This window comes from Leifsonia sp. 10N434 (assembly GCF_056394405.1).
The window spans coordinates 1085433-1102659 of record NZ_JBFTHV010000001.1 but is presented as its reverse complement, the minus strand read 5'-3'; the positions used below and the strand labels follow the sequence as shown (position 1 = coordinate 1102659).

At 70.2% G+C, this 17227-nt stretch carries 18 protein-coding genes; 8 read left to right on the top strand and 10 right to left on the bottom strand.

The genetic code is table 11. The features are described from left to right. Positions 1–23: 23 nt before the first annotated feature. The 6 genes from AC1DB1_RS05460 to AC1DB1_RS05435 all read right to left on the bottom strand — a co-directional run bounded on the left by AC1DB1_RS05460 (position 24) and on the right by AC1DB1_RS05435 (position 6223). Positions 24–419, bottom strand: coding sequence for a sigma-70 family RNA polymerase sigma factor family protein (locus AC1DB1_RS05460; protein WP_477200036.1), 396 nt, complete (start codon positions 417–419; stop codon positions 24–26). Continuing rightward, positions 400–2046 carry a cytochrome bc1 complex cytochrome b subunit gene (gene qcrB, locus AC1DB1_RS05455; RefSeq protein ID WP_477200035.1) on the bottom strand — a complete coding sequence of 549 codons (1647 nt, stop codon included), beginning with the start codon at positions 2044–2046 and terminating at the stop codon, positions 400–402. Before qcrB ends, AC1DB1_RS05460 begins: the two co-directional genes overlap by 20 nt. Then, positions 2036–3412: an NAD(P)/FAD-dependent oxidoreductase gene (locus AC1DB1_RS05450; RefSeq protein WP_477200034.1), complete on the bottom strand. Its 1377-nt coding sequence runs from the start codon at positions 3410–3412 to the stop codon at positions 2036–2038. Before AC1DB1_RS05450 ends, qcrB begins: the two co-directional genes overlap by 11 nt. Before the next feature lie 53 nt (positions 3413–3465). After that, positions 3466–4365, bottom strand: coding sequence for an RNA polymerase sigma-70 factor (locus AC1DB1_RS05445; RefSeq protein ID WP_477200033.1), 900 nt, complete (start codon positions 4363–4365; stop codon positions 3466–3468). A gap of 44 nt (positions 4366–4409) precedes the next feature. Then, positions 4410–5180, bottom strand: a complete 771-nt coding sequence (locus tag AC1DB1_RS05440) for an SDR family oxidoreductase (protein WP_477200032.1) — start codon at positions 5178–5180, stop codon at positions 4410–4412. 104 nt (positions 5181–5284) lie between these two features. After that, entirely contained in the window at positions 5285–6223 is a 939-nt protein-coding gene (locus tag AC1DB1_RS05435; RefSeq protein WP_477200031.1) for an NAD-dependent epimerase/dehydratase family protein, read from the bottom strand. Positions 6224–6398: 175 nt separating this feature from the next. Here AC1DB1_RS05435 and AC1DB1_RS05430 point away from each other — a divergent pair, with 175 nt between their 5' ends. Together AC1DB1_RS05430 and AC1DB1_RS05425 are read left to right on the top strand one after the other, a co-directional pair. Next, complete coding sequence (locus AC1DB1_RS05430) at positions 6399–6578, top strand: hypothetical protein (RefSeq protein ID WP_271177501.1); 180 nt, start codon at positions 6399–6401, stop codon at positions 6576–6578. Between the two features lie 32 nt (positions 6579–6610). Then, positions 6611–8134, top strand: coding sequence for an ATP-dependent DNA ligase (locus tag AC1DB1_RS05425; protein WP_477200030.1), 1524 nt, complete (start codon positions 6611–6613; stop codon positions 8132–8134). A 92-nt stretch (positions 8135–8226) separates the two neighbouring features. Here AC1DB1_RS05425 and AC1DB1_RS05420 read toward each other — a convergent pair whose 3' ends face one another. Further along, positions 8227–8583, bottom strand: a complete 357-nt coding sequence (locus AC1DB1_RS05420) for a MerR family transcriptional regulator (protein WP_477200029.1) — start codon at positions 8581–8583, stop codon at positions 8227–8229. 52 nt (positions 8584–8635) lie between these two features. Here AC1DB1_RS05420 and AC1DB1_RS05415 point away from each other — a divergent pair, with 52 nt between their 5' ends. The 4 genes from AC1DB1_RS05415 (at position 8636) to AC1DB1_RS05400 (ending at position 12026) form a co-directional block, all read left to right on the top strand. Further along, the gene (locus tag AC1DB1_RS05415) at positions 8636–9583 is read left to right on the top strand and encodes an aldo/keto reductase (RefSeq protein WP_477200028.1); all 948 of its coding nucleotides are present in this window, start codon (positions 8636–8638) and stop codon (positions 9581–9583) included. A 142-nt stretch (positions 9584–9725) separates the two neighbouring features. Next, positions 9726–10523 (top strand): hydroxypyruvate isomerase family protein, encoded by a 798-nt coding sequence (locus tag AC1DB1_RS05410; RefSeq protein ID WP_477200027.1) that lies wholly within the window; start codon positions 9726–9728, stop codon positions 10521–10523. 109 nt (positions 10524–10632) lie between these two features. Further along, on the top strand, positions 10633–11247 hold the full coding sequence (locus AC1DB1_RS05405) for a hypothetical protein (protein WP_477200026.1): 615 nt from the start codon (positions 10633–10635) through the stop codon (positions 11245–11247). After that, positions 11244–12026: a PspA/IM30 family protein gene (locus AC1DB1_RS05400; protein ID WP_477200025.1), complete on the top strand. Its 783-nt coding sequence runs from the start codon at positions 11244–11246 to the stop codon at positions 12024–12026. Before AC1DB1_RS05405 ends, AC1DB1_RS05400 begins: the two co-directional genes overlap by 4 nt. A 50-nt stretch (positions 12027–12076) precedes the next feature. Here the strand turns inward: AC1DB1_RS05400 and AC1DB1_RS05395 are convergent, their stop codons facing one another. The 3 genes from AC1DB1_RS05395 to AC1DB1_RS05385 all read right to left on the bottom strand — a co-directional run bounded on the left by AC1DB1_RS05395 (position 12077) and on the right by AC1DB1_RS05385 (position 14102). After that, complete coding sequence (locus tag AC1DB1_RS05395; RefSeq protein WP_477200024.1) at positions 12077–13033, bottom strand: NAD-dependent epimerase/dehydratase family protein; 957 nt, start codon at positions 13031–13033, stop codon at positions 12077–12079. 31 nt (positions 13034–13064) lie between these two features. Beyond that, positions 13065–13202 (bottom strand): hypothetical protein, encoded by a 138-nt coding sequence (locus AC1DB1_RS05390; protein WP_271177511.1) that lies wholly within the window; start codon positions 13200–13202, stop codon positions 13065–13067. A gap of 123 nt (positions 13203–13325) precedes the next feature. Further along, positions 13326–14102 (bottom strand): isocitrate lyase/PEP mutase family protein, encoded by a 777-nt coding sequence (locus AC1DB1_RS05385; RefSeq protein WP_477200023.1) that lies wholly within the window; start codon positions 14100–14102, stop codon positions 13326–13328. Positions 14103–14168: 66 nt separating this feature from the next. Between AC1DB1_RS05385 and AC1DB1_RS05380 the strand changes: the two genes are divergently transcribed. Next, on the top strand, positions 14169–14384 hold the full coding sequence (locus AC1DB1_RS05380) for a hypothetical protein (protein WP_477200022.1): 216 nt from the start codon (positions 14169–14171) through the stop codon (positions 14382–14384). Positions 14385–14622: 238 nt separating this feature from the next. Then, the gene (locus AC1DB1_RS05375; protein ID WP_477200021.1) at positions 14623–17211 is read left to right on the top strand and encodes a S8 family peptidase; all 2589 of its coding nucleotides are present in this window, start codon (positions 14623–14625) and stop codon (positions 17209–17211) included. Positions 17212–17227: the final 16 nt, after the last annotated feature.

Here is a 17227-nt window from a genome sequence, read left to right as displayed (position 1 = left end):
CATCGACCGCTCGATCACATGCATCACCGATTCCAGTGTGCGAGCTTCCCGGGGTTCGTGACCACCCAGATTCCGCAGGCGCGTCCTCGCCGGACCTCCACGCTGATCACGGCGACGACGACGGCCGCCTCGTCGCGCACTGCCAGACCCGGATGCCCGTTGACCGGATGCTCGGCGATCACGCACTCCGGCTGCGCTGCGGCCATCCGGAGCAGGAGGGCGATCCCGTCTCCGATGCCGCAGACCGGACCGCCCGTCGGGCTGCCGGTCCCGCCACCGTCGATGACGACGGTGACGTCGGCGGTGAGGAGTCGCGCGAGCGCGCCGATGTCGCGCAGCTCCAGAGCACGCCCGAACGCACGCACGAGTGCGGCATGCGGGTGCTCCGGTGCTCCGCGCTCATCGGATGCTCGCCTCATACGCACTTTCGTCGACGTCGTCGTCGCTCAGCTGCCGGAGCTCTTGGGAGAGCTCGTCCGGCGGGATCGGGGTGAGACGGTCTTCGAAGAAGAACCGTGAGAGACCGGCACGGGCGCGGGCGCCCAGTCCGACGTGGCCCCGCTCATCCGGTCGCGCGAGCACGGGAGTTCCGTCGCCGGTGTTCGCCAGCCGCCAGCGTTCGTGCGCGTCGACCGGCTGGTGGATCTCGACGTATTCGCCGCCCGGCAGGCGGACGATGCGCCCGGTCTCGTAGCCGTGCAGCAGGATCTGCCTGTCCTTCTTCTGCAGCGCGAGGCAGACCCGGCGGGTGACGACGAACGCGAGGGCCGGGCCGAGCACCGCCGCGGCCTGGTAGAAGGCGACGACGGATTCGACGCCGACATGGAAGTGCGTCGCGACGAGGTCGGCGCTGCCCGCTCCCCAGAGGGCTCCGTAAAAGACGATGCCCGCGACGCCGATGCCCGTGCGGGTCGAGGTGTTGCGTGGGCGGTCGAGGATGTTGTGGTCTCGGTCGTCGCCGGTGATCCACTCTTCGACGAACGGGTACAGCAGCACCGCAGCGAGGTACACGCCCACGACGGCGAGCGGCACGAGGATCGCGAGCGTCCAGGTGCGCCCCAGCCACACGAACTCCCAGCCGGGCGGTACGAGGCGGAGCGCGCCGTCGAGGAAGCCCGTGTACCAGTCCGGCTGGCTGCCGGCCGAGGCGTTCCCGCCCGACGACGGACCGTAGAGCCAGATCGGGCTGATCGTCACGGTCGCCGACACCAGCAGGATCACCGCGGTCACGATCAGGAACAGCCCGCCCGCCCGCGCGGCCGCGTTCGGCAGCACGGGAACCCCGACGACGTTGTCCTCCGTGCGCCCGCGGCCGGCGAACTGCGCCGGCTTCTGCAGATAGCCCGCCCGGATGCGCAGCGCGAGCAGTCCGATCAGGAGGGCCGGGACGATCGCGACATGCACGGGATAGAGGTGCTCGATGATCTGGCCGGGGAACTCGCCGCCGAACAGCAGCGTCGACAGCCAGGTGCCGACCACCGGGATCCCGAGCACGATGCCCTCGACGATGCGCAGGCCGGTGCCCGACAGCATGTCGTCGGGGAGCGCGTAGCCGCTCCACCCGCCGACCAGCGCCGTGATGAGCAGCAGGAAGAGCAGCACCCAGCCGAGGCGGCGGGGTCGGCGGAAGGCCCCCGTGAAGAAGCTCGTCAGCAGTTGCATGATCAGCGCTGCCGGAAGCAGCAGGGCCGCCCAGTGATGCGCCTGCCGCATCAGCAGGCCGCCCTGCACCTCGAACGAGATCGCGAGGGTCGAGCGCATGGCCTTGGACATCGTGGCGCCGTCGAGCGGGACGTACCCGCCGCGGTAGACCACCGGCGTGCTGGAGGGGGCGTAGAAGAACATCAGGAAGAGCCCGCTGATGAAGATCACCGCGATGCACGCCAGCGAGACGACGCCGAACATGTTCGTCCAGTGAAGTGGTACCCGACGGTGCCCGAGCTCCTCGGCGAGCGCGGCGAGCCGCCGGCCGAGAGCCGTCCGGCTGACGAGTCCGTGGGCCCGGTCGGTGAACGACCTTCCTGCCGGGCGTCGGTCAACGGGCATCAGCGGTCTCCCGTTCGACGGGCGCTGGCCCCCGTGCCTCTCCGGGTGCCCGCCGCGGCACGCCGCCGCCGACGAAGGCGTCCCGCGGATGCTGCACCGACGCCAGCGACACGATGTCGCGCCCGAAGAGCACGGCCGTCAGCCACACCAGGAGCACACGGACCTTGCGCTCCCAGGTCGGCACCGCGAGCACGTGATAGCCGCGGTGCATCACCCACGCGATGAACCCGGTGATGACGATGCCGCGGTACTGGAAGATCCCACGGCCGATGCCGAGTGTCGCGACGACACCGAGACTGTGATGCACGTAGTCCCTGGTGCGCTCGCCGCGGATCGTCGCCGCGATGTTCTTCGCGAGGCGCTTGCCCTGCCGCACCGCGTGCTGCGCGTTGGGCACGGTACGCGCGCCGGCGACGGGAGCCGCGAGATCCGGGACCGCTGCGTCGTCACCGGCGGCCCACGCATCCGGCACGGGCGCGTCATCGGTTCCGACCTGCAGATCGGCGCGGACGATCACCGAGCCGCGCGCATCGACCGGCAGGTCGGTGTGCGTGGCGACGGTCGGGTTCGCCGCGTTTCCGGCGGTCCAGATGATCAGGTGCGAGTCGAACTCCTCACCCGACGACAGCACAACGTGGCCGCCCTCGGCGGACAGCAACTGGCTGTTGAGGTGGATCTGCCCACCGCGCTCCTCGAGGGAACGCACGACCCATGCTCCCGGCCGGTCGGTGACCTCGGGCAGGATGCGGCTGTTCGCCTCGACCAGATGGAAGGACAGCTCGGAGAACCGCAGCTCGGGGTACGACTTCAGCAGCGCCGTCGCGAGCGAGAGGAGTTCCGCGAACCCCTCGACACCGGAGAAGCCGCCTCCGACGACGGTCACCGTCAACAGCCGCGAGCGCTCCGGCCCCGGCGGCAGCGCCGACGCGCGATCGAAGCCCGTGAGCAGCCGGTCGCGGATCGCGACGGCCTCCTCGACGTGCTTCATTCCGATCGCCTGCTCGGTGAGACCGGGGATCGGGAACGTGCGTGTGACCGCGGCCGCGGTCACGACGATGATGTCGTAGCCGAGAGTGAAGTCCGCGCCCTCGTTCGGTGTGACGGTGACGGTCTTGGTCGCGTGCTCGATCGACGTCACGGTCGCGGCGAGCACCGTGGTGCGCCGCAGGTGGCTCCGCAGCGAGACCGCGGCATGCCGCGCCTCGATCGATCCCGCCGCCACCTCCGGAAGGAACGGCTGGTACGTCATGTACGGGCGCGGGTCGATGATCGTGATCTCGGCTTCATCGGGGCGGAGCCTCTTCTCGAGCTTCCACGCCGTGTAGAAGCCTGCATAACCGCCGCCCACCACAAGAATCCTTCGCACAATGTCCTCCTGTCTCACTCACTAAGACCGGATAGGACCCCGGATTGTGACAGTCAGGAGGACGGCGTCGCGATGCCCGTGAGTTTCTGCGGATTCATGACCCAGAGGATGCGACCGATGCCCTCGGAGTCCGCCGTGACGGTCACGACCGCCAGCACGGCGCCGTCGAGGATCAGCGAGACCGCCTGCTGCCCGTTCAGCTCGATCGGATGCACCGAGACACCCGTCCAGAACCGGCTGGCGAACGCGTGGTAGTACTTCGCGACGACCTCCCGGCCGCGTACCGGGATGCGCGATGCGCGCACGATCCCGCCGCCGTCCGAGAAGCTGACGACGTCCGCGGCGAACAGGCTCTCCAGCCTGCTCAGGTCGCCGGACTGCGCCGCGGCCACGAAGGCCTCGAGCAGCCGCCGTTGCTCGGCGGGGTCGGGAGCGTCGAGATGACGTTCCGACGCCAGGTGTTTGCGTGCGCGGCTCACCAGCTGGCGCGCGTTCGCCTCGCTCGACTGGATGATCTCGGCGATCTGCGGATAGGGGTAGTCGAACGCCTCGCGCAGCACGTACGCCGCACGCTCGGTCGGGGGGAGCTTCTCCATCAGCATCAGCACGGCGACGCTCAGGGCCTCGCCGCGTTCGGCGCCGAGGGTCGGATCGGCACTCGTATCGACCGGCTCTGGCAGCCAGGGACCCACGTACGTCTCCCGCCGGGCCCGCGCGGACTGAGCGACGTTGATGGCGAGCCGTGTCGTCGTGGTGGCGAGGAACGCGGCCGGTTCCTCCACCGTCGACCGGTCGTAGTTCTGCCAGCGCAGCCACGCCTCCTGCACGACGTCTTCGGCATCCGCCGCGCTGCCGAGCACGCGGTAGGCGATGCCGAACAACCGGGGGCGCGTGCGCAGGAACACCTCAGCGGCGTCATCGAGGTCTTCGCTCGGCGACGGCTGTTCAGGCATGACCTGATCGTACACAGGGCGCAGCACACGCCCCCGGTGGTTGTTCAGTTGGGTTCGACCGTCCCGCTCAGCCACTCCTCGAACCTCGTCGGTGCGATGCGCACCTCGGTGATCGCGGGATCGTTGCCCGGAGTGAGCGACGTGTCGGTGACCTGGCCGCCGAAGTATCCGGCGTCGAGGTCGGTCACGACGGTGCGCGGGTCGTTGCGGAACGCGAGCACCCGCCGCCCCAGGTCGTCGAGGCGGAGGGGTTCGGGGCCGGCCAGCTCGGAGACGCTGCCGGTCGGCTCACCGGTCGCGACGTCGGCGAGGGCCGCCGAGACGTCGGCTGCGGCGATCGGCTGCATGAGCGCCGGCGACAGGTGGATCGTGTCGCCCTTCGCACCGCCCTCGGCGAGCGCGGGGATGAACTCGAAGAACTGCGTCGCGCGCACGATGCTGAACGGTACGGCGCCGCTCGTCACGATGCCCTCCTGGGCGACCTTCGCGCGCATGTACCCGATGTCCGGCATCCGGTCGGCGCCTACGATCGAGAGCACCACGTGGTGCCCGACGCCGGCCTGCTCCGCGGCCGCGGCGAGGTTGCCGGTCGAACGCTGGAAGAACTCCATGACCGGGCCGTCTTCGAACGACGGGGAGTTCGGGATGTCGACCACGACGTCGGCACCCGCGAGCACGTCGGCGAGACCGGCACCGGTGACGGTGTCGACGCCGGTCGAGGGCGACGCGGGGACGGCCTCGTGTCCCGCCTGCGTCAGCAGTTCGACGAGCCGGCGCCCGATCAGTCCGGTGCCTCCGATGACCACGATCTTCATGTCAGTCCTTTCGCTGGGAGCCGCGGGGACCGGTCGCTCCCTGGGCGTTCTCCAGCTATGACCGGACAGCCGCGCCGGGTGTGACACGGCGGCGGCAGTAGGCGTCAGCGGCGGTAGGCGTCGAGGGTGTGGGCCAGCGCATCCTCGACCGGCGTGGCCCGCGCGCCGAGCCGCTCGGTGATCCTGCTGCTGTCGACGATGAAAGGCTCCTCGAACTCGTACTGCATCTCGACGAGTTCCCGCACCGTCGGATTGACGAGGCCGATCGTGCGCAGCAGCAACGGCGGCATCGCCCGCACGCGTGCGCGGGGCTGGCCGGCAGCGGTGTAGATCAGCTCGACCAGCTGACGCGTGCTCCTGGTGTTCGGGTCGTTCGGCAGATGCCAGACCGCGCCGGCGGCATCCGGATGCTCGCCCAGCACCGCGAGGCCCTCGCCGATGTCGGGGATGTAGCTGTAGGTGTGCGGCTGGTCGGGATCGCCGAGCACGCTGGCGGCCTTGCCGGCGAGCGCGGCCGGGAAGACGCGATCGCCGAGATTGGACTGCGCCCCGCCGCGCGGTCCGAAGTAGTCGGATGCCCGGCCGATCGCCACCTCGACCCGGCCGGCCTCGTGGGCTTCGAGCAGGTCGCGGGCCATCCGGCCGCGGAGCCGGCCCTTCTTCGTGTCGGCGTCGTACGCGCGATCCTCCGTGAAGGGACGCCCCGCCGGCCGCCCGTACATGTAGACGTTCTCCATGCTCACCAGCCGCGCGCCCGACGCCTGGGCGGCGGCGAGGACGCCGGCCTGCAGGGCGGGGAACTGCGCTGTCCATTCCGCGTACGGCGGGTTGAGCGTCTGGTAGATCACGCCCGCCCCCGCGCCGGCGGCGATCGTGAAGGCGGGATCGCGGGCGTCGCCGGCCACGACCTCCACGTCGTCCGGCACGTCGGCCCTGCCCGACCGGTTGACGATGCGAACGGTCTCGCCGCGGCGCCGCAGGGCGTCGAGTGTGGCCATGCCCACCGCTCCCGAGCCGAAGATGACGTGCCGCGGCGCGGTCACGGCAGGTCTCCGACCGCAGAGGTCTGCGCCGGGAAGCGATTCGCGGGTGCCATGGTCATTGCGGGGCTCCATCTCCGACAACGTGCTGCGCACGTCGGTGCCCAACGTACGCCGTCGACCGCTCGGTCGCCCCCCATGCAGCGCTGCCGGCCCGGCCGACCAGTACGATCGCGGGATGACCGAGTACAAGTACGTGAGCCTTCCGACCGCGCGCAAAGAGATCCAGAGCTCGAAGGTCGAGGAGCACGCCTCGGCCGAACTCAACGCGGTCTACGTCTCGGAGGGCTGGGACGTCGTCAACGCGACCCGCCCGATGGGCATCGGTCAGATCGGGTTCCTGCTGCGCCGCGACTGAGCGACGTCGGAGGGTGGTGCCAGACTGAGGTCGTGCTGCTCGATGCGCTCGTGAACACCACGGATGCCGTCGCGTCCACCCGGTCCCGGCTGGCGAAGGTGGAGGCGCTCGCTGGCCTGCTCGCGCAGCTCGAGCCCGACGAGATCGCGCCGGCCGTCGGGTTCCTCCTCGGCAAACCGCGCCAGGGCCGCGTCGGCGTCGGCTGGAGGGGTCTCTCCGCCGCGATGGGCGCACCGGCCGCCGAATCGAGCCTCACGATCGCCGACCTCGATGCGCTGCTCGACCGGCTGGCCGACGCATCCGGAACGGGGTCTGCGGGCGATCGCAGCCGCGAGCTGGGCGAGTTCACCGCGCTCGCGACCGAGCGGGAACAGGACTTCATCACGAGAGCCTTGCTCGGCGACATGCGCACCGGGGCGCTCGAGGGCGTGCTCACCGACGCGGTCGCCCGCGCGGCCGACCGGCCCGGCGACGTCGTGCGCCGCGCCGCGATGCTCTCCGGCGACCTCGGTGAGACCGCACGGCTGGCCCTGACCGGTACCGCCGAGGAGCTCGACGCAGTCGGCCTCGTGGTGGGCCGTCCGGTGCTGCCGATGCTCGCGGCGACCGCGGCGAGCGCCTCCGCTGCACTGGAGACCACCGGTGAGGCATCCGTCGAATACAAGCTCGACGGCGCGCGCATCCAGGTGCATCGCGCCGGCGACGAGATCCGGGTGTTCACCCGCAGCCTGGCGGATATCACGCACCGCGTGCCCGAGGTCGTCGAGGTGGTGCGCAATCTGCCGGTGCGCGATGTCATCCTCGATGGCGAGACGCTCTCGCTCGACGAAGACGGCGCGCCCCGTCCGTTCCAGGAGACGATGTCGCGCTTCGGCGCCGACGCGGCGCGCGAGACGGTGCTTCATCCGTGGTTCTTCGACATCCTGCACGTCGACGGGCGCGACCTGCTCGACGAACCCCTCTCGACCCGCCTGGCCGAGCTCGAGCGGGTCGCCGGCGCCCACCGCATCCCTGGCGAGGTCACTGCCGATCCCGAGGTCGCCGAGCGCGTCTCGCGCGACGCGATCGAAGCCGGGCAGGAGGGCGTCGTCGTCAAGGCGATCGGCTCGCCGTACGCGGCGGGCCGCCGTGGCTCCAGCTGGATCAAAGTGAAGCCGGTGCACACGTTCGACCTCGTGGTGCTCGCCAGCGAGTGGGGATACGGCCGCCGCAAGGGCTGGCTCTCGAACCTCCATCTCGGTGCGCTCGACCCGACCGGCGAGTTCGGCGAACCGGGCGGCTATGTGATGGTGGGCAAGACGTTCAAGGGACTCACCGACGAGTTGCTGCGCTGGCAGACCGAGTACTTTCCGCAGATCGAGGTGCGGAGTTCGGCCGGCACGGTGTGGGTGGCGCCGACCACGGTCGTGGAGATCGCGATCGACGGGGTGCAGCGCTCGAGCCGGTACCCGGGCGGCATCGCGCTGCGGTTCGCGCGCGTCAAGCGCTACCGCGACGACAAGCCGGCGAGCGAGGCCGACACGATCCAGACGCTGCGCGCCCTCCTCCGCGAGTAACCCCCTCCAGCCCGTTTCGTTGAGGGGTGGCAAATCCGCCTAAACACGCCGACAGAGGCTGCGTTTGCCACCCCTCAACGAAAGCGGGCCCCTCAGAGCTGCTGACGGTACCAGTCGATCTTCTCGCGCAGGTGATCCTGCTGACTCCGCAGCCGGTCGATGTCGGCCTGCACCTGAGCGTCGTGCGCTTCGAGCAGGGCCAACCGCTCGCGAAGCGTCGTGTCGTCCTCCGACAACCTGCTGTACTCCTTGAGGTCGGCGATCGGCATCCCGGTGTCGCGCAGACAGCGCACCAGCCCGAGCCAGTCGACGTCCGCCTGCCGGTATCGTCGGCGGCCGCCCGCCGTGCGCTCGATCGGCCCGAGCAGTCCCTCTTTCTCGTAGTAGCGCAGGGTGTCGAGGCTGAAGCCGGTGTTCTCGACCACCTCGGCCGGCGTGTAATCCGTCATGGTCACATCCTGCCCTTGATCTGGAGTGGACTCCAGGAGTCAGGCTTGCCCCATGACTGAATCGCCACTCGTCCTCGGCGCCATGATGTTCGGCGTCACCATCGATGAAGACACCTCGTTCGCCATCCTCGACCGCTTCGTCGAGGCCGGAGGCTCCTGGATCGACACGGCGGACTGCTACAGCTTCTGGGCCAGCGACAGCGGCTGCGGCGGCGAGAGCGAAGCGCTCCTCGGCCGTTGGCTGAAGGCACGGCCCGGGATGCGCGAACGGGTCAGGATCTCGACGAAGGTCGGCGCCGAGCCCACGGTCGCCGGGGACTGGCCCGCCTCCCGGGAGGGGTTGTCCGCGCGCGCGATCCGCGAGGCCACCGCGGGCAGCCTCGAGCGGCTCGGCACCGATCACGTCGAACTCCTGTGGGCGCACATGGAAGACCGCTCGGTGCCCATCGAGGAGACCGCCGAAGCACTCTCGGCCCTCGTCGACGAAGGCATCGCCGGCAGGATCGGCGCGTCCAATCATCCGGCCTGGCGTGTCGAACGGGCGCGGGCACATCTGGCCGGACTCGGGGGGCATCCGTTCTCGGCGCTGCAATTGAGCCGCACCTTCCTGTCGACGCGGCCGGGCGCCGTGCCCGCCGGCCAGGACCATCGCTTCGGGCTGATGAGCGACGAGCAGGTCGACTACGCGGTCGAGAACGGCCTCGAGCTCTGGGCATACACGCCACTTCTGAGCGGTGCATACGACAACCCGGCGAAGAAGATCCCCGAGGCGTACCTGCACCCGGGCTCGGACCGCAGGCTGGAAGCGCTCGATCGCGTCGCGTCGGAGCTCGGCGTCGCCCGCGGCCAGGTCGTGCTCGCGTGGCTCGCGGGTGGCAGCCCGGCGATCCGGCCGATCCTCGGCGGCAGCAAGCTCGATCAGCTCGAAAGCGCCCTCGCCGGGGTCGCGCTGCAGCTCTCGGCCGAGCACCGCGCCCTGCTCGACGACGCGGCTGCCTAGCGGCACCTTCGTTGAGGGGTGGCGAACGCGGGCACCATCGGCGTGTTTAAGCCGATTTGCCACCCCTCAACGAAAGGCATCCCGGGGATGCGGGCGCGTGCCGGGATAGCATCGGCGGGAACCCGAAACCCGAGGAGCGCCCATGTCGTCCATCGCCGCCAACCTGGAGTGGCTCTTCACCGAGGCGGGCGACGACACCGCCTCGCGCATCCGGGCCGCCGCCGCCCACGGGCTCGACGCGGTCGAGATCTGGGGATGGCGCGAGAAGGATCTCGACGCGATCGCGGCGGCGCTCGACGACACCGGCGTCACGCTGCAGTCGCTGATCGTCGACCCGAAAGCCGACCTCGCCGATCCCGCCACGCACGCCGGCTACCTGGATGACGTGCGCGACTCGCTCGCTGCAGCCCAGCGGCTCGGCTCGCCGTACCTGGTCGCGGTCTCGGGCGACGAGATCGCGGGTGTCGACCGCGCGACCCAGCACGCGGCCATCGTCGACGTGCTGTCGGCGGCCGCCGCCATCCTCGACGGCACGGGGGTGACGATCCTGCTCGAGCCGCTGAACACCCGGGTCGACCACGTCGGCACCTACCTGTCGTCGACCCGCGAGGGGCTGGAGATCGTGCGCGAGGTCGGATCGCCGAGCATCCGGCTGCTGCTGGACGCGTACCACGCACTGATGATGGACGAAGATCTCGCTGAGGCGGTCGGCGGCGACATCGCGCTCGTCGGCCACGTGCAGGTGGCGGATGCCCCGGGTCGCCACGAGCCGGGAACGGGCACGATCGACTGGGAGCGGCAGTTCCGCACGCTCCGCGACCTCGGCTACACCGGGCGGTTCGGGATGGAATACACGCCGACGACCGAGACTGTCGCGTCGCTCGCCGCCGTGGAGGAGATCGCCGAGCGCGTCGACGGACGGGTCCCCCGCTCTCACTGACCGCGAACCTGGACGATTGCCGCATGCAATTTGCGCCCAATGGGCGTACCTTTGCCGAAACGCGATACATCGCGTTTGTACCAGACTGCAGAGGAGCTCAGTGACGCCCATGATGGTGCTAGCCGGAGTGCTGATCGCACTCGCCCTCATCGCCCTCACGGGCATCCTCGTCGGTGTCCTCATCGTTCGGGCGATCTACAAGCGGATCCGCCGCAACCGCGCCCTGAACCATGCCGTGCTCCGCACGCGCACCGCCTTCACCTGGGGCTCGCAGCAGCAGGTGCTCAAGCTCCGGATGCGGCTCAACGACGCGCTCGACAGCGGACGGGCCGCCGTGGACATCGCCCTGCGCGGCTCCGGCCCGCGAGGCGAACTCGTGCGACTGTTCCGCCGGATCCAGGCCGAGGGCTCGACGCTCGACACGCAGCTGCGGCTGATGGAGAGCGAGACCGACACCGCCGTGCTCGCCGCGGAGGTCCCGACCGCACGCGACCGGGTCGAGCAGATGGAGGGGATCGTGCGCCGGTTGCGTACCGCCGTCTCGTCCGGCCTCGGGGAACTCAGCGACGATGCGCTCGTCGCGCTGCGAGCGGACGTCGACCGCGAGGTCGCCGCCCTGCACGCCGGAGTGCAGGAACTGCACACCCTCAACGCCTACGACGGCCTGCCCCAGCCTCGCCGCCAACCATCGACGAACCGACTCTACGGGGGGAACGAATCATGAGCAGCAACACGTCCAGGATGCGCGACATCTTCCGCATCAAGACCTCACGTGCACTCGACAGGATGGAGGACCCCCGCGAGGCCCTCGACGACAGCTACGACCAGCAGGTCCGGATGCTGCAGCAGGTGCGTCAAGGGCTGGCCGAAGTCGCGACGGCCCGCAAGCGCATCGAGCTGCAGGGCCAGGAGATGGGCGCACGCTATCAGCGCCTCGCGCAGCAGGCCCAGGAGGCGCTGACCCAGGGCCGCGAGGACCTCGCCAGAAAAGCACTCGAACGGCGCTCCCTCCTGGAGGGCCAGGTGGCCGCGCTGCGCGATCAGCACGCCATGCTCGAGCGGCAGCAGGCGCAGTTGCAGGAGAACGAGCGCCGTCTCACCGAGCGCCTCGAAGCCTTCCGGGTCGAGAAGGAGACGATGAAGGCCTCCTACACGGCATCGCAGGCGCAGGCCAGGGCGAACGAGGTGGCTGCGGGCATCAGCACCCAGATGAACGACGCCGGGGCGAGCCTCAACCGCGCGAAGGACAAGATCGCGCAGATGCAGGCGCGCGCCTCGGCAACTGAGGAACTGCTCGCCAGCGGCGCCCTCAACGACCTGACGGCGCCGGCCGACTCCGACCTCGAGCGGCAGCTCTCGGCAGGTGCCGCCAAAGCCGACGTCGAACGTCAGCTCCAGTCGATGAAGGATGCGGCCGCGGCCGGCCCCCGCGACGGCGCCGGATCGAACCCCAACGACCCCGACAGCTGGAAGAGCATCGGCCAGGGCTCCAGCGCCCCCTGACGTCGCACGCTCGGCCCGTGTTCGCCGACGACTACGCGTGCAATGAGCCCCTACTCGGCCGAGAGCTGCCCGTCGGCGCGCAGCCAGTCGACGGCCTCGCGCACCGCCTCGAGGCTCGTGTGAGCCGGTGCGTAGCCGAGCTCGTCGCGCGCCTTCCGGATGCTCATCGAGTGGCTGCGCGCGATGTGCTCGTAGGTCGTTCGCGCGTCGTCGTCCGCGATCCGGGAACGGAACTCGTCGAACGGGAGGTACTCGATCGACGCTTCGCGCCCGAACCAGCCGGCCGCAGCCTCCGCGAAGCCGCGGAGTGTCAGGGCGCGCTCGGACACGATGTTGTAGAACTCGGCGCGTTCGGGGCGCGGGGCATCGACGGCGAGCGCGAACGCCTGGGCGACGTCGTCTGCGTGCACATGGTGCACCGTCTCGAGCCCGAAGTTCGGGAGCAGCAGCGTGCCGCCGCTGGCGAGGGCCTCCCAGACACCGAGGTCGAGGTTGCCCTGCGGGTTGATGATCTTCCAGCCGGGACCACTGATGTGGCCGGGTCGCAGCACCTGACTCGGAAAGCCGTTCTCGCCCTCGTGCCGCAGCAACGCCTCGATGGCGGCCTTGCCGACTCCGTAGTCGCCCCACGGCGGGCTGCTCTCCGCCTCGGACTCGGTGGCCGGGACCGCCGCGAGCGTTCCGTAGACCCAGATCGTGCTGCACATCACGAGCCGCGAACGACCCCGGATGGCGTCGACGAGCTGCCGCGCGGAGTCGGCGGTGAAGCAGATCATGTCGACCACGACATCCGCGTCGAGCGCAGCAATGCGCGCGCCGAACGTTCCCTCGGCATCCTCGGCCGTGCGGTCGGCCGTGACGATCTCGACCTGGCTCCAGGCCGGGTCGTCCCGGTAGGGAGCGGATGTCCCCCGGCTCACAGCGACGACCTGGTGGCCGGCGCCGACGAGTCGGGGGATCAGGTATCCGCCAACGTGTCCTGTCGCACCGATGACGACGACCTTCATACTGCTCCTCGTGGACGGAAGCGCGCCTGCGCTACCTCTTCTTGACGTTGCTCACGACGTCGGCGGCGTGGTCCTGCGCGTCGCGCTTCGCGTGCTTGTCCGCGCGTTTCTCCTTGAGGGAGCGCGCTGCCGGCGTGGCGGTCGTCTTGCGTGATGATTTCTCGCCCATTGTGATTCCTCCATCGGGAGCCACGATGGCTCGGTAATCCGAAGGCTATGCCCTCGTGGACCGTGCACCTACGGTTCTGCGGGATTCGCGGCCAACGCGCACCTGCGGCGGCCGGGGCACGCGTCAGTTCAGCGGCCGGGTGCCCTCGGGGAGCGCACCGCCGGCGTAGAGCTCCCGCGCAGCATCCTGCAACGCGGTGAGGGCGACCCTCTGCGTCCACGGGCCGTACGAGACGCGAGCGACGCCGAGCTCCTGCAGCCGCGCGGGAGCAACGGAGCCGGGAACGCCGATCACGCTCAGCTTGCGCTCGCCCAGACCGCCGACCAGTGTCTCGATCGTCGCTTCATCGAGCAGCCCCGGAACGAACACGCACGTGGCCCCTTCGTCGAGGAACGCACGACCGCGCTCGATCGCTTCGCGCGCCTTTTCCTCCGCCGGCCGCGGATCCTCGCCCAGAAAGACGTCGGTCCGCGCGTTGAGAGCGAACCGAACACCCTCGGCGTCGGCCGCGGCCACCGCCGCACGAACAGCGGCCACCGCCTCGGCGAACGGGCGCTTGGCATCTTCCAGATTCGCGCCGACGGCACCGACACCGATCGCCCGCCGGATGGTCGTGCCCGGGTCGCCGTATCCGGCCTCCAGGTCCGCGCTCACCGGCAGGTCGGTCGCGTCGACGATGCGCGCGATCGCGTCGAGCATCAGGTCGAGGGGGATCTTCTCGCCGTCTTCGTAGCCGAAGGACGCAGCGATGGAGTGGCTGGCGGTGGCGATGGCGCGCGTTTCAGGGAGGCCGGCGATCACCGTGGTGCTCGCGGCATCCCAGACATTGACGACCTGAAGCAGTTCGGTGGCATCGTGCAAGCGGCGGAGTTCGGTCGCGCGTTCTCGTATGTCGGTCATCTCTGCACCATACGTCCGCGCCCGTGCCTCCGCGAGGCCCCGGCCCGTCCGGCTGACGACCGCGGGGTGACGACGGTCCGTAGGCTGGGGAGATGGACGACGACGAGCGCCGGCGGCGGGCCGCCGAGCAGGAGCAGCGCGCTCGAGTCGATCATGGAGGGCGGCGACCTCGGGCAGCAGACCCAGAGCCTCTCCAACGAGTTCACCGACCGCCAGACCGCGCGCCTCGGCGCCTGGTGGCGCCGACTGTTCCGGCGGAAGCCGCGCGATCCGCAAACCTGAACGAACTCTCATCTTTCCGTTGACCCCGCCTGCGGCCCCTCGGTACCATCGGGACCGTAGGCATGCACCGGGCGTTCTACCGGTGCGCACTCCATGACCCCGCATCCGCGCAGTCCGCATCGGCGCATTCCGCTCCGCGCATCCCGCAGCCGCGCACCGGAGATCGAGGCCCGGTCCGTCTGACCGACCGTGGATGCGACATCCGTCGCCCACTGGACGCGGCGAAAGGACAGTCATCATGGATATCGGCGTCGATGAGTCACCGACCGCGCTCGCGCGGTTCGCTCTCGCGCGATCGTGGAAGATCGGCAGGCGCGTCACCGCCTTCACGATCGACGACGCGAAACCGACCAGCTTCGTGGCCGACGAGGTGATCGTCGATGCGGAGGATCGCGACCTGATCGAGCAGCTCGTCGCCCGCGGCGGCCGCGTCGTGCGCGACGCCACCGATCCGGAGCTGCCCAAGCGGTTCCGCCGCGCGGGCCTCGGGCGCGAGGAGCCCGTCGACCCGACCGGCCTCCCCCGCAGCGTGAAGATCCGCTTCGAGCAGCTCCCCGACTCCACGGATGTCGACCTCGGGGCGGTCCTGGAACGGGCAGGCCTCTCGGCGGACCGCATCCGGTACTCGGATCCCGCGGGCCACGCCCTCACCGCACTGATCGCCCCGATGCGCGCGGAGGGCCGCGGCGTCTGGCTCAACGAGGTCGGCGTCGACCACCGCACCCTGCCGCTGCGGCGCCCGACAGAGGGTGCCGGGCTCGTGTTCGGCTCCGACCCGCTCACCTGGCCGTCGATGACCGGGCGCTCGCGGATCGCCGATGCCTGGCAGCTCATCGAGACCCTCAAGCTCACGCGCTTCGCCGGCGGTGGCCCCGTGCTCATCGCCGTCGTCGACAGCGGCTTCTGGTTCGACGCGCCCACCACACCCGGCTCGGGCGGAGCCCAGACGATCAGCGACCTCGGCACCGGCACCCTGCGCTGGAACACGGTCGACGACACCGCGGGGATCCCCACCGGTCCCGGCCGCTCGAGCTATCACGGAACCATGGTCGCCAGCGCGGCCGCCGCCGTCGTCGGAAACACCGCCGGCGCCGCGGGATCCGGCGGCAGTGTGGCGCGTGCCTGCTACTTCTACGACGACCGGACGGCCGATTCCGCGAAGACCGCGATGATCCGGTGCGCCCAGTGGGGCATCCCGCTCGTCGTGTACTCGGGCGGCTTCACCTCCACCGAGCTCTTCTTCGGCACCAGCGCCTGGAACGACACGTTCAACTGGGCGGCGGACAACGGCGTGCTCATGGTGGCGTCGGCGGGGAACGACAACATCGACCTCCCCGACTACTCCGTGCTGCGCCCCGCCACGCGCACCCCGCGGACGCTCACGGTCGGCGCGCTCAATGACGACGGCACGAAGGCGGGCTTCTCGAACTATGGCAGCTCGGTGCAGCTGTGGGCGCCGGGCGTCAACATCCCGGTCGTGCCGACCAACATGCCGACGAGCCTGGCGGGCTCCCTCGTTTCGGGCACGTCGTTCTCGGCGCCCCTCGTCGTCGGCGTGGCCGCGATGATGCGCGCAGCCAACCCCTCCCTCACGGTCGACCAGCTGCGCGACACCCTGGTGAACACCGGATGGGACGGCGCGGGCCCCGGCGGCAAGGGACTCGACGCCTACGCGGCGGTCTGGTCGGCCATGTCCGCCAAGATGGCCGAATCGTCGACCGAGAGCGCGCCGGAACGACTGTTCCCGCGCGCCGACGGCACCTTCGAGCCGATCTTCAACTGGGCGGTCAACCGCACCGGCGACCGCGACGAATTCCTGCTCGATGTCGCCTCGTTCTCCACGGTGACCGTCGACCTGCAGTGGTACGACCGCCTGTCCAAGGTCAGCCTGGCCCTCGAGAGCACCGACCCGAACGCCGTCGATCCGGATGCGGTGGTCACCTCACCCGCCGTTGGCGCCTCCCATCTGACGGCCGACCTGGGCTCCGGACGCTACCGGCTGGTCGTGCGCGGCAGTGGCCCCACGGCGTACGTGCTCTCCGGGCGCATCCGGCCGGGCACCTTGGCGCCCGACTCGTTCGAGGTGAACGACTCGTTCGACAAGGCGACGCGCCTGCGGGTCGCCAAGCCGGCGGGACTGATCTGGGAGGAGTACTTCCGCACCGATCACGGGCCCGGGGTCTTCCCGCTCACGCTGCACAGCCTCGGCGCCGGCCCGGCGACCGCCGATCAGGACTACTTCCACGTCGACGTCCCCGCCGCGATCGGCTCCCTGCAGATCCCACAGATCTCGATCGGCAGCGACGAGAAGGTCGACGTGACGCTGTACGACAGCGCAAGAACCCCGCTCGTCACCAAGCACGACCGTGCCGTGCAGCTCCTGCTCGAACGCGGCAAATCTTTCTATGTGCGGGTCTCCGGCCCGACGCACACGCGGTACTCGCTCTGGGTGGGGACCAAGCTCGACGGCGACGCCCTGCGCCGCAACTGGCAGGAGGAGCTGCGCATCCTGCCGGACTGGTGGGAGGACGTGCATCCGGACTGGGTCATCGATCCTGAAGAGTTGCGCGGGGTGCTGATCGGGGAGGATCTGCTCGGCGACGGCGAGCTGGTGCTCGGCGCGGGGGTGAGCGCGGAGCTGCCCTCATCGGTGCTGGTGGAGCTCCTCGACGACGCGGGAGAGACCGTGCGCCAGGGCACGGAGGTCGCCGGCCGGCGGTCGATCGCGCTCGAGGGCCTCGAGCCCGGCGCCTACGTTCTGAGGATCACCTCGGCCGAGGGCGCGCCGTTCGGATTCACGGCGCAACCTCCCCTGCAGCTCGAGTAGGGAGGCATCCGGTTCG

Bases quoted from the DNA above. Each gene is read 5' to 3' on its own strand.
- AC1DB1_RS05390 (WP_271177511.1), bottom strand. From the start codon at position 13,202: ATGGGCGAGAAATCATCACGCAAGACGACCGCCACGCCGGCAGCGCGC.
- AC1DB1_RS05430 (WP_271177501.1), top strand. From the start codon at position 6,399: ATGACCGAGTACAAGTACGTGAGCCTTCCGACCGCGCGCAAAGAGATC.
- AC1DB1_RS05440 (WP_477200032.1), bottom strand. From the start codon at position 5,180: ATGAAGATCGTGGTCATCGGAGGCACCGGACTGATCGGGCGCCGGCTC.
- AC1DB1_RS05385 (WP_477200023.1), bottom strand. From the start codon at position 14,102: ATGACCGACATACGAGAACGCGCGACCGAACTCCGCCGCTTGCACGAT.
- AC1DB1_RS05400 (WP_477200025.1), top strand. From the start codon at position 11,244: ATGAGCAGCAACACGTCCAGGATGCGCGACATCTTCCGCATCAAGACC.
- AC1DB1_RS05375 (WP_477200021.1), top strand. From the start codon at position 14,623: ATGGATATCGGCGTCGATGAGTCACCGACCGCGCTCGCGCGGTTCGCT.
- qcrB (WP_477200035.1), bottom strand. From the start codon at position 2,046: ATGCCCGTTGACCGACGCCCGGCAGGAAGGTCGTTCACCGACCGGGCC.
- AC1DB1_RS05445 (WP_477200033.1), bottom strand. From the start codon at position 4,365: ATGCCTGAACAGCCGTCGCCGAGCGAAGACCTCGATGACGCCGCTGAG.
- AC1DB1_RS05410 (WP_477200027.1), top strand. From the start codon at position 9,726: ATGTCGTCCATCGCCGCCAACCTGGAGTGGCTCTTCACCGAGGCGGGC.
- AC1DB1_RS05460 (WP_477200036.1), bottom strand. From the start codon at position 419: ATGAGGCGAGCATCCGATGAGCGCGGAGCACCGGAGCACCCGCATGCC.
- AC1DB1_RS05395 (WP_477200024.1), bottom strand. From the start codon at position 13,033: ATGAAGGTCGTCGTCATCGGTGCGACAGGACACGTTGGCGGATACCTG.
- AC1DB1_RS05420 (WP_477200029.1), bottom strand. From the start codon at position 8,583: ATGACGGATTACACGCCGGCCGAGGTGGTCGAGAACACCGGCTTCAGC.
- AC1DB1_RS05415 (WP_477200028.1), top strand. From the start codon at position 8,636: ATGACTGAATCGCCACTCGTCCTCGGCGCCATGATGTTCGGCGTCACC.
- AC1DB1_RS05405 (WP_477200026.1), top strand. From the start codon at position 10,633: ATGATGGTGCTAGCCGGAGTGCTGATCGCACTCGCCCTCATCGCCCTC.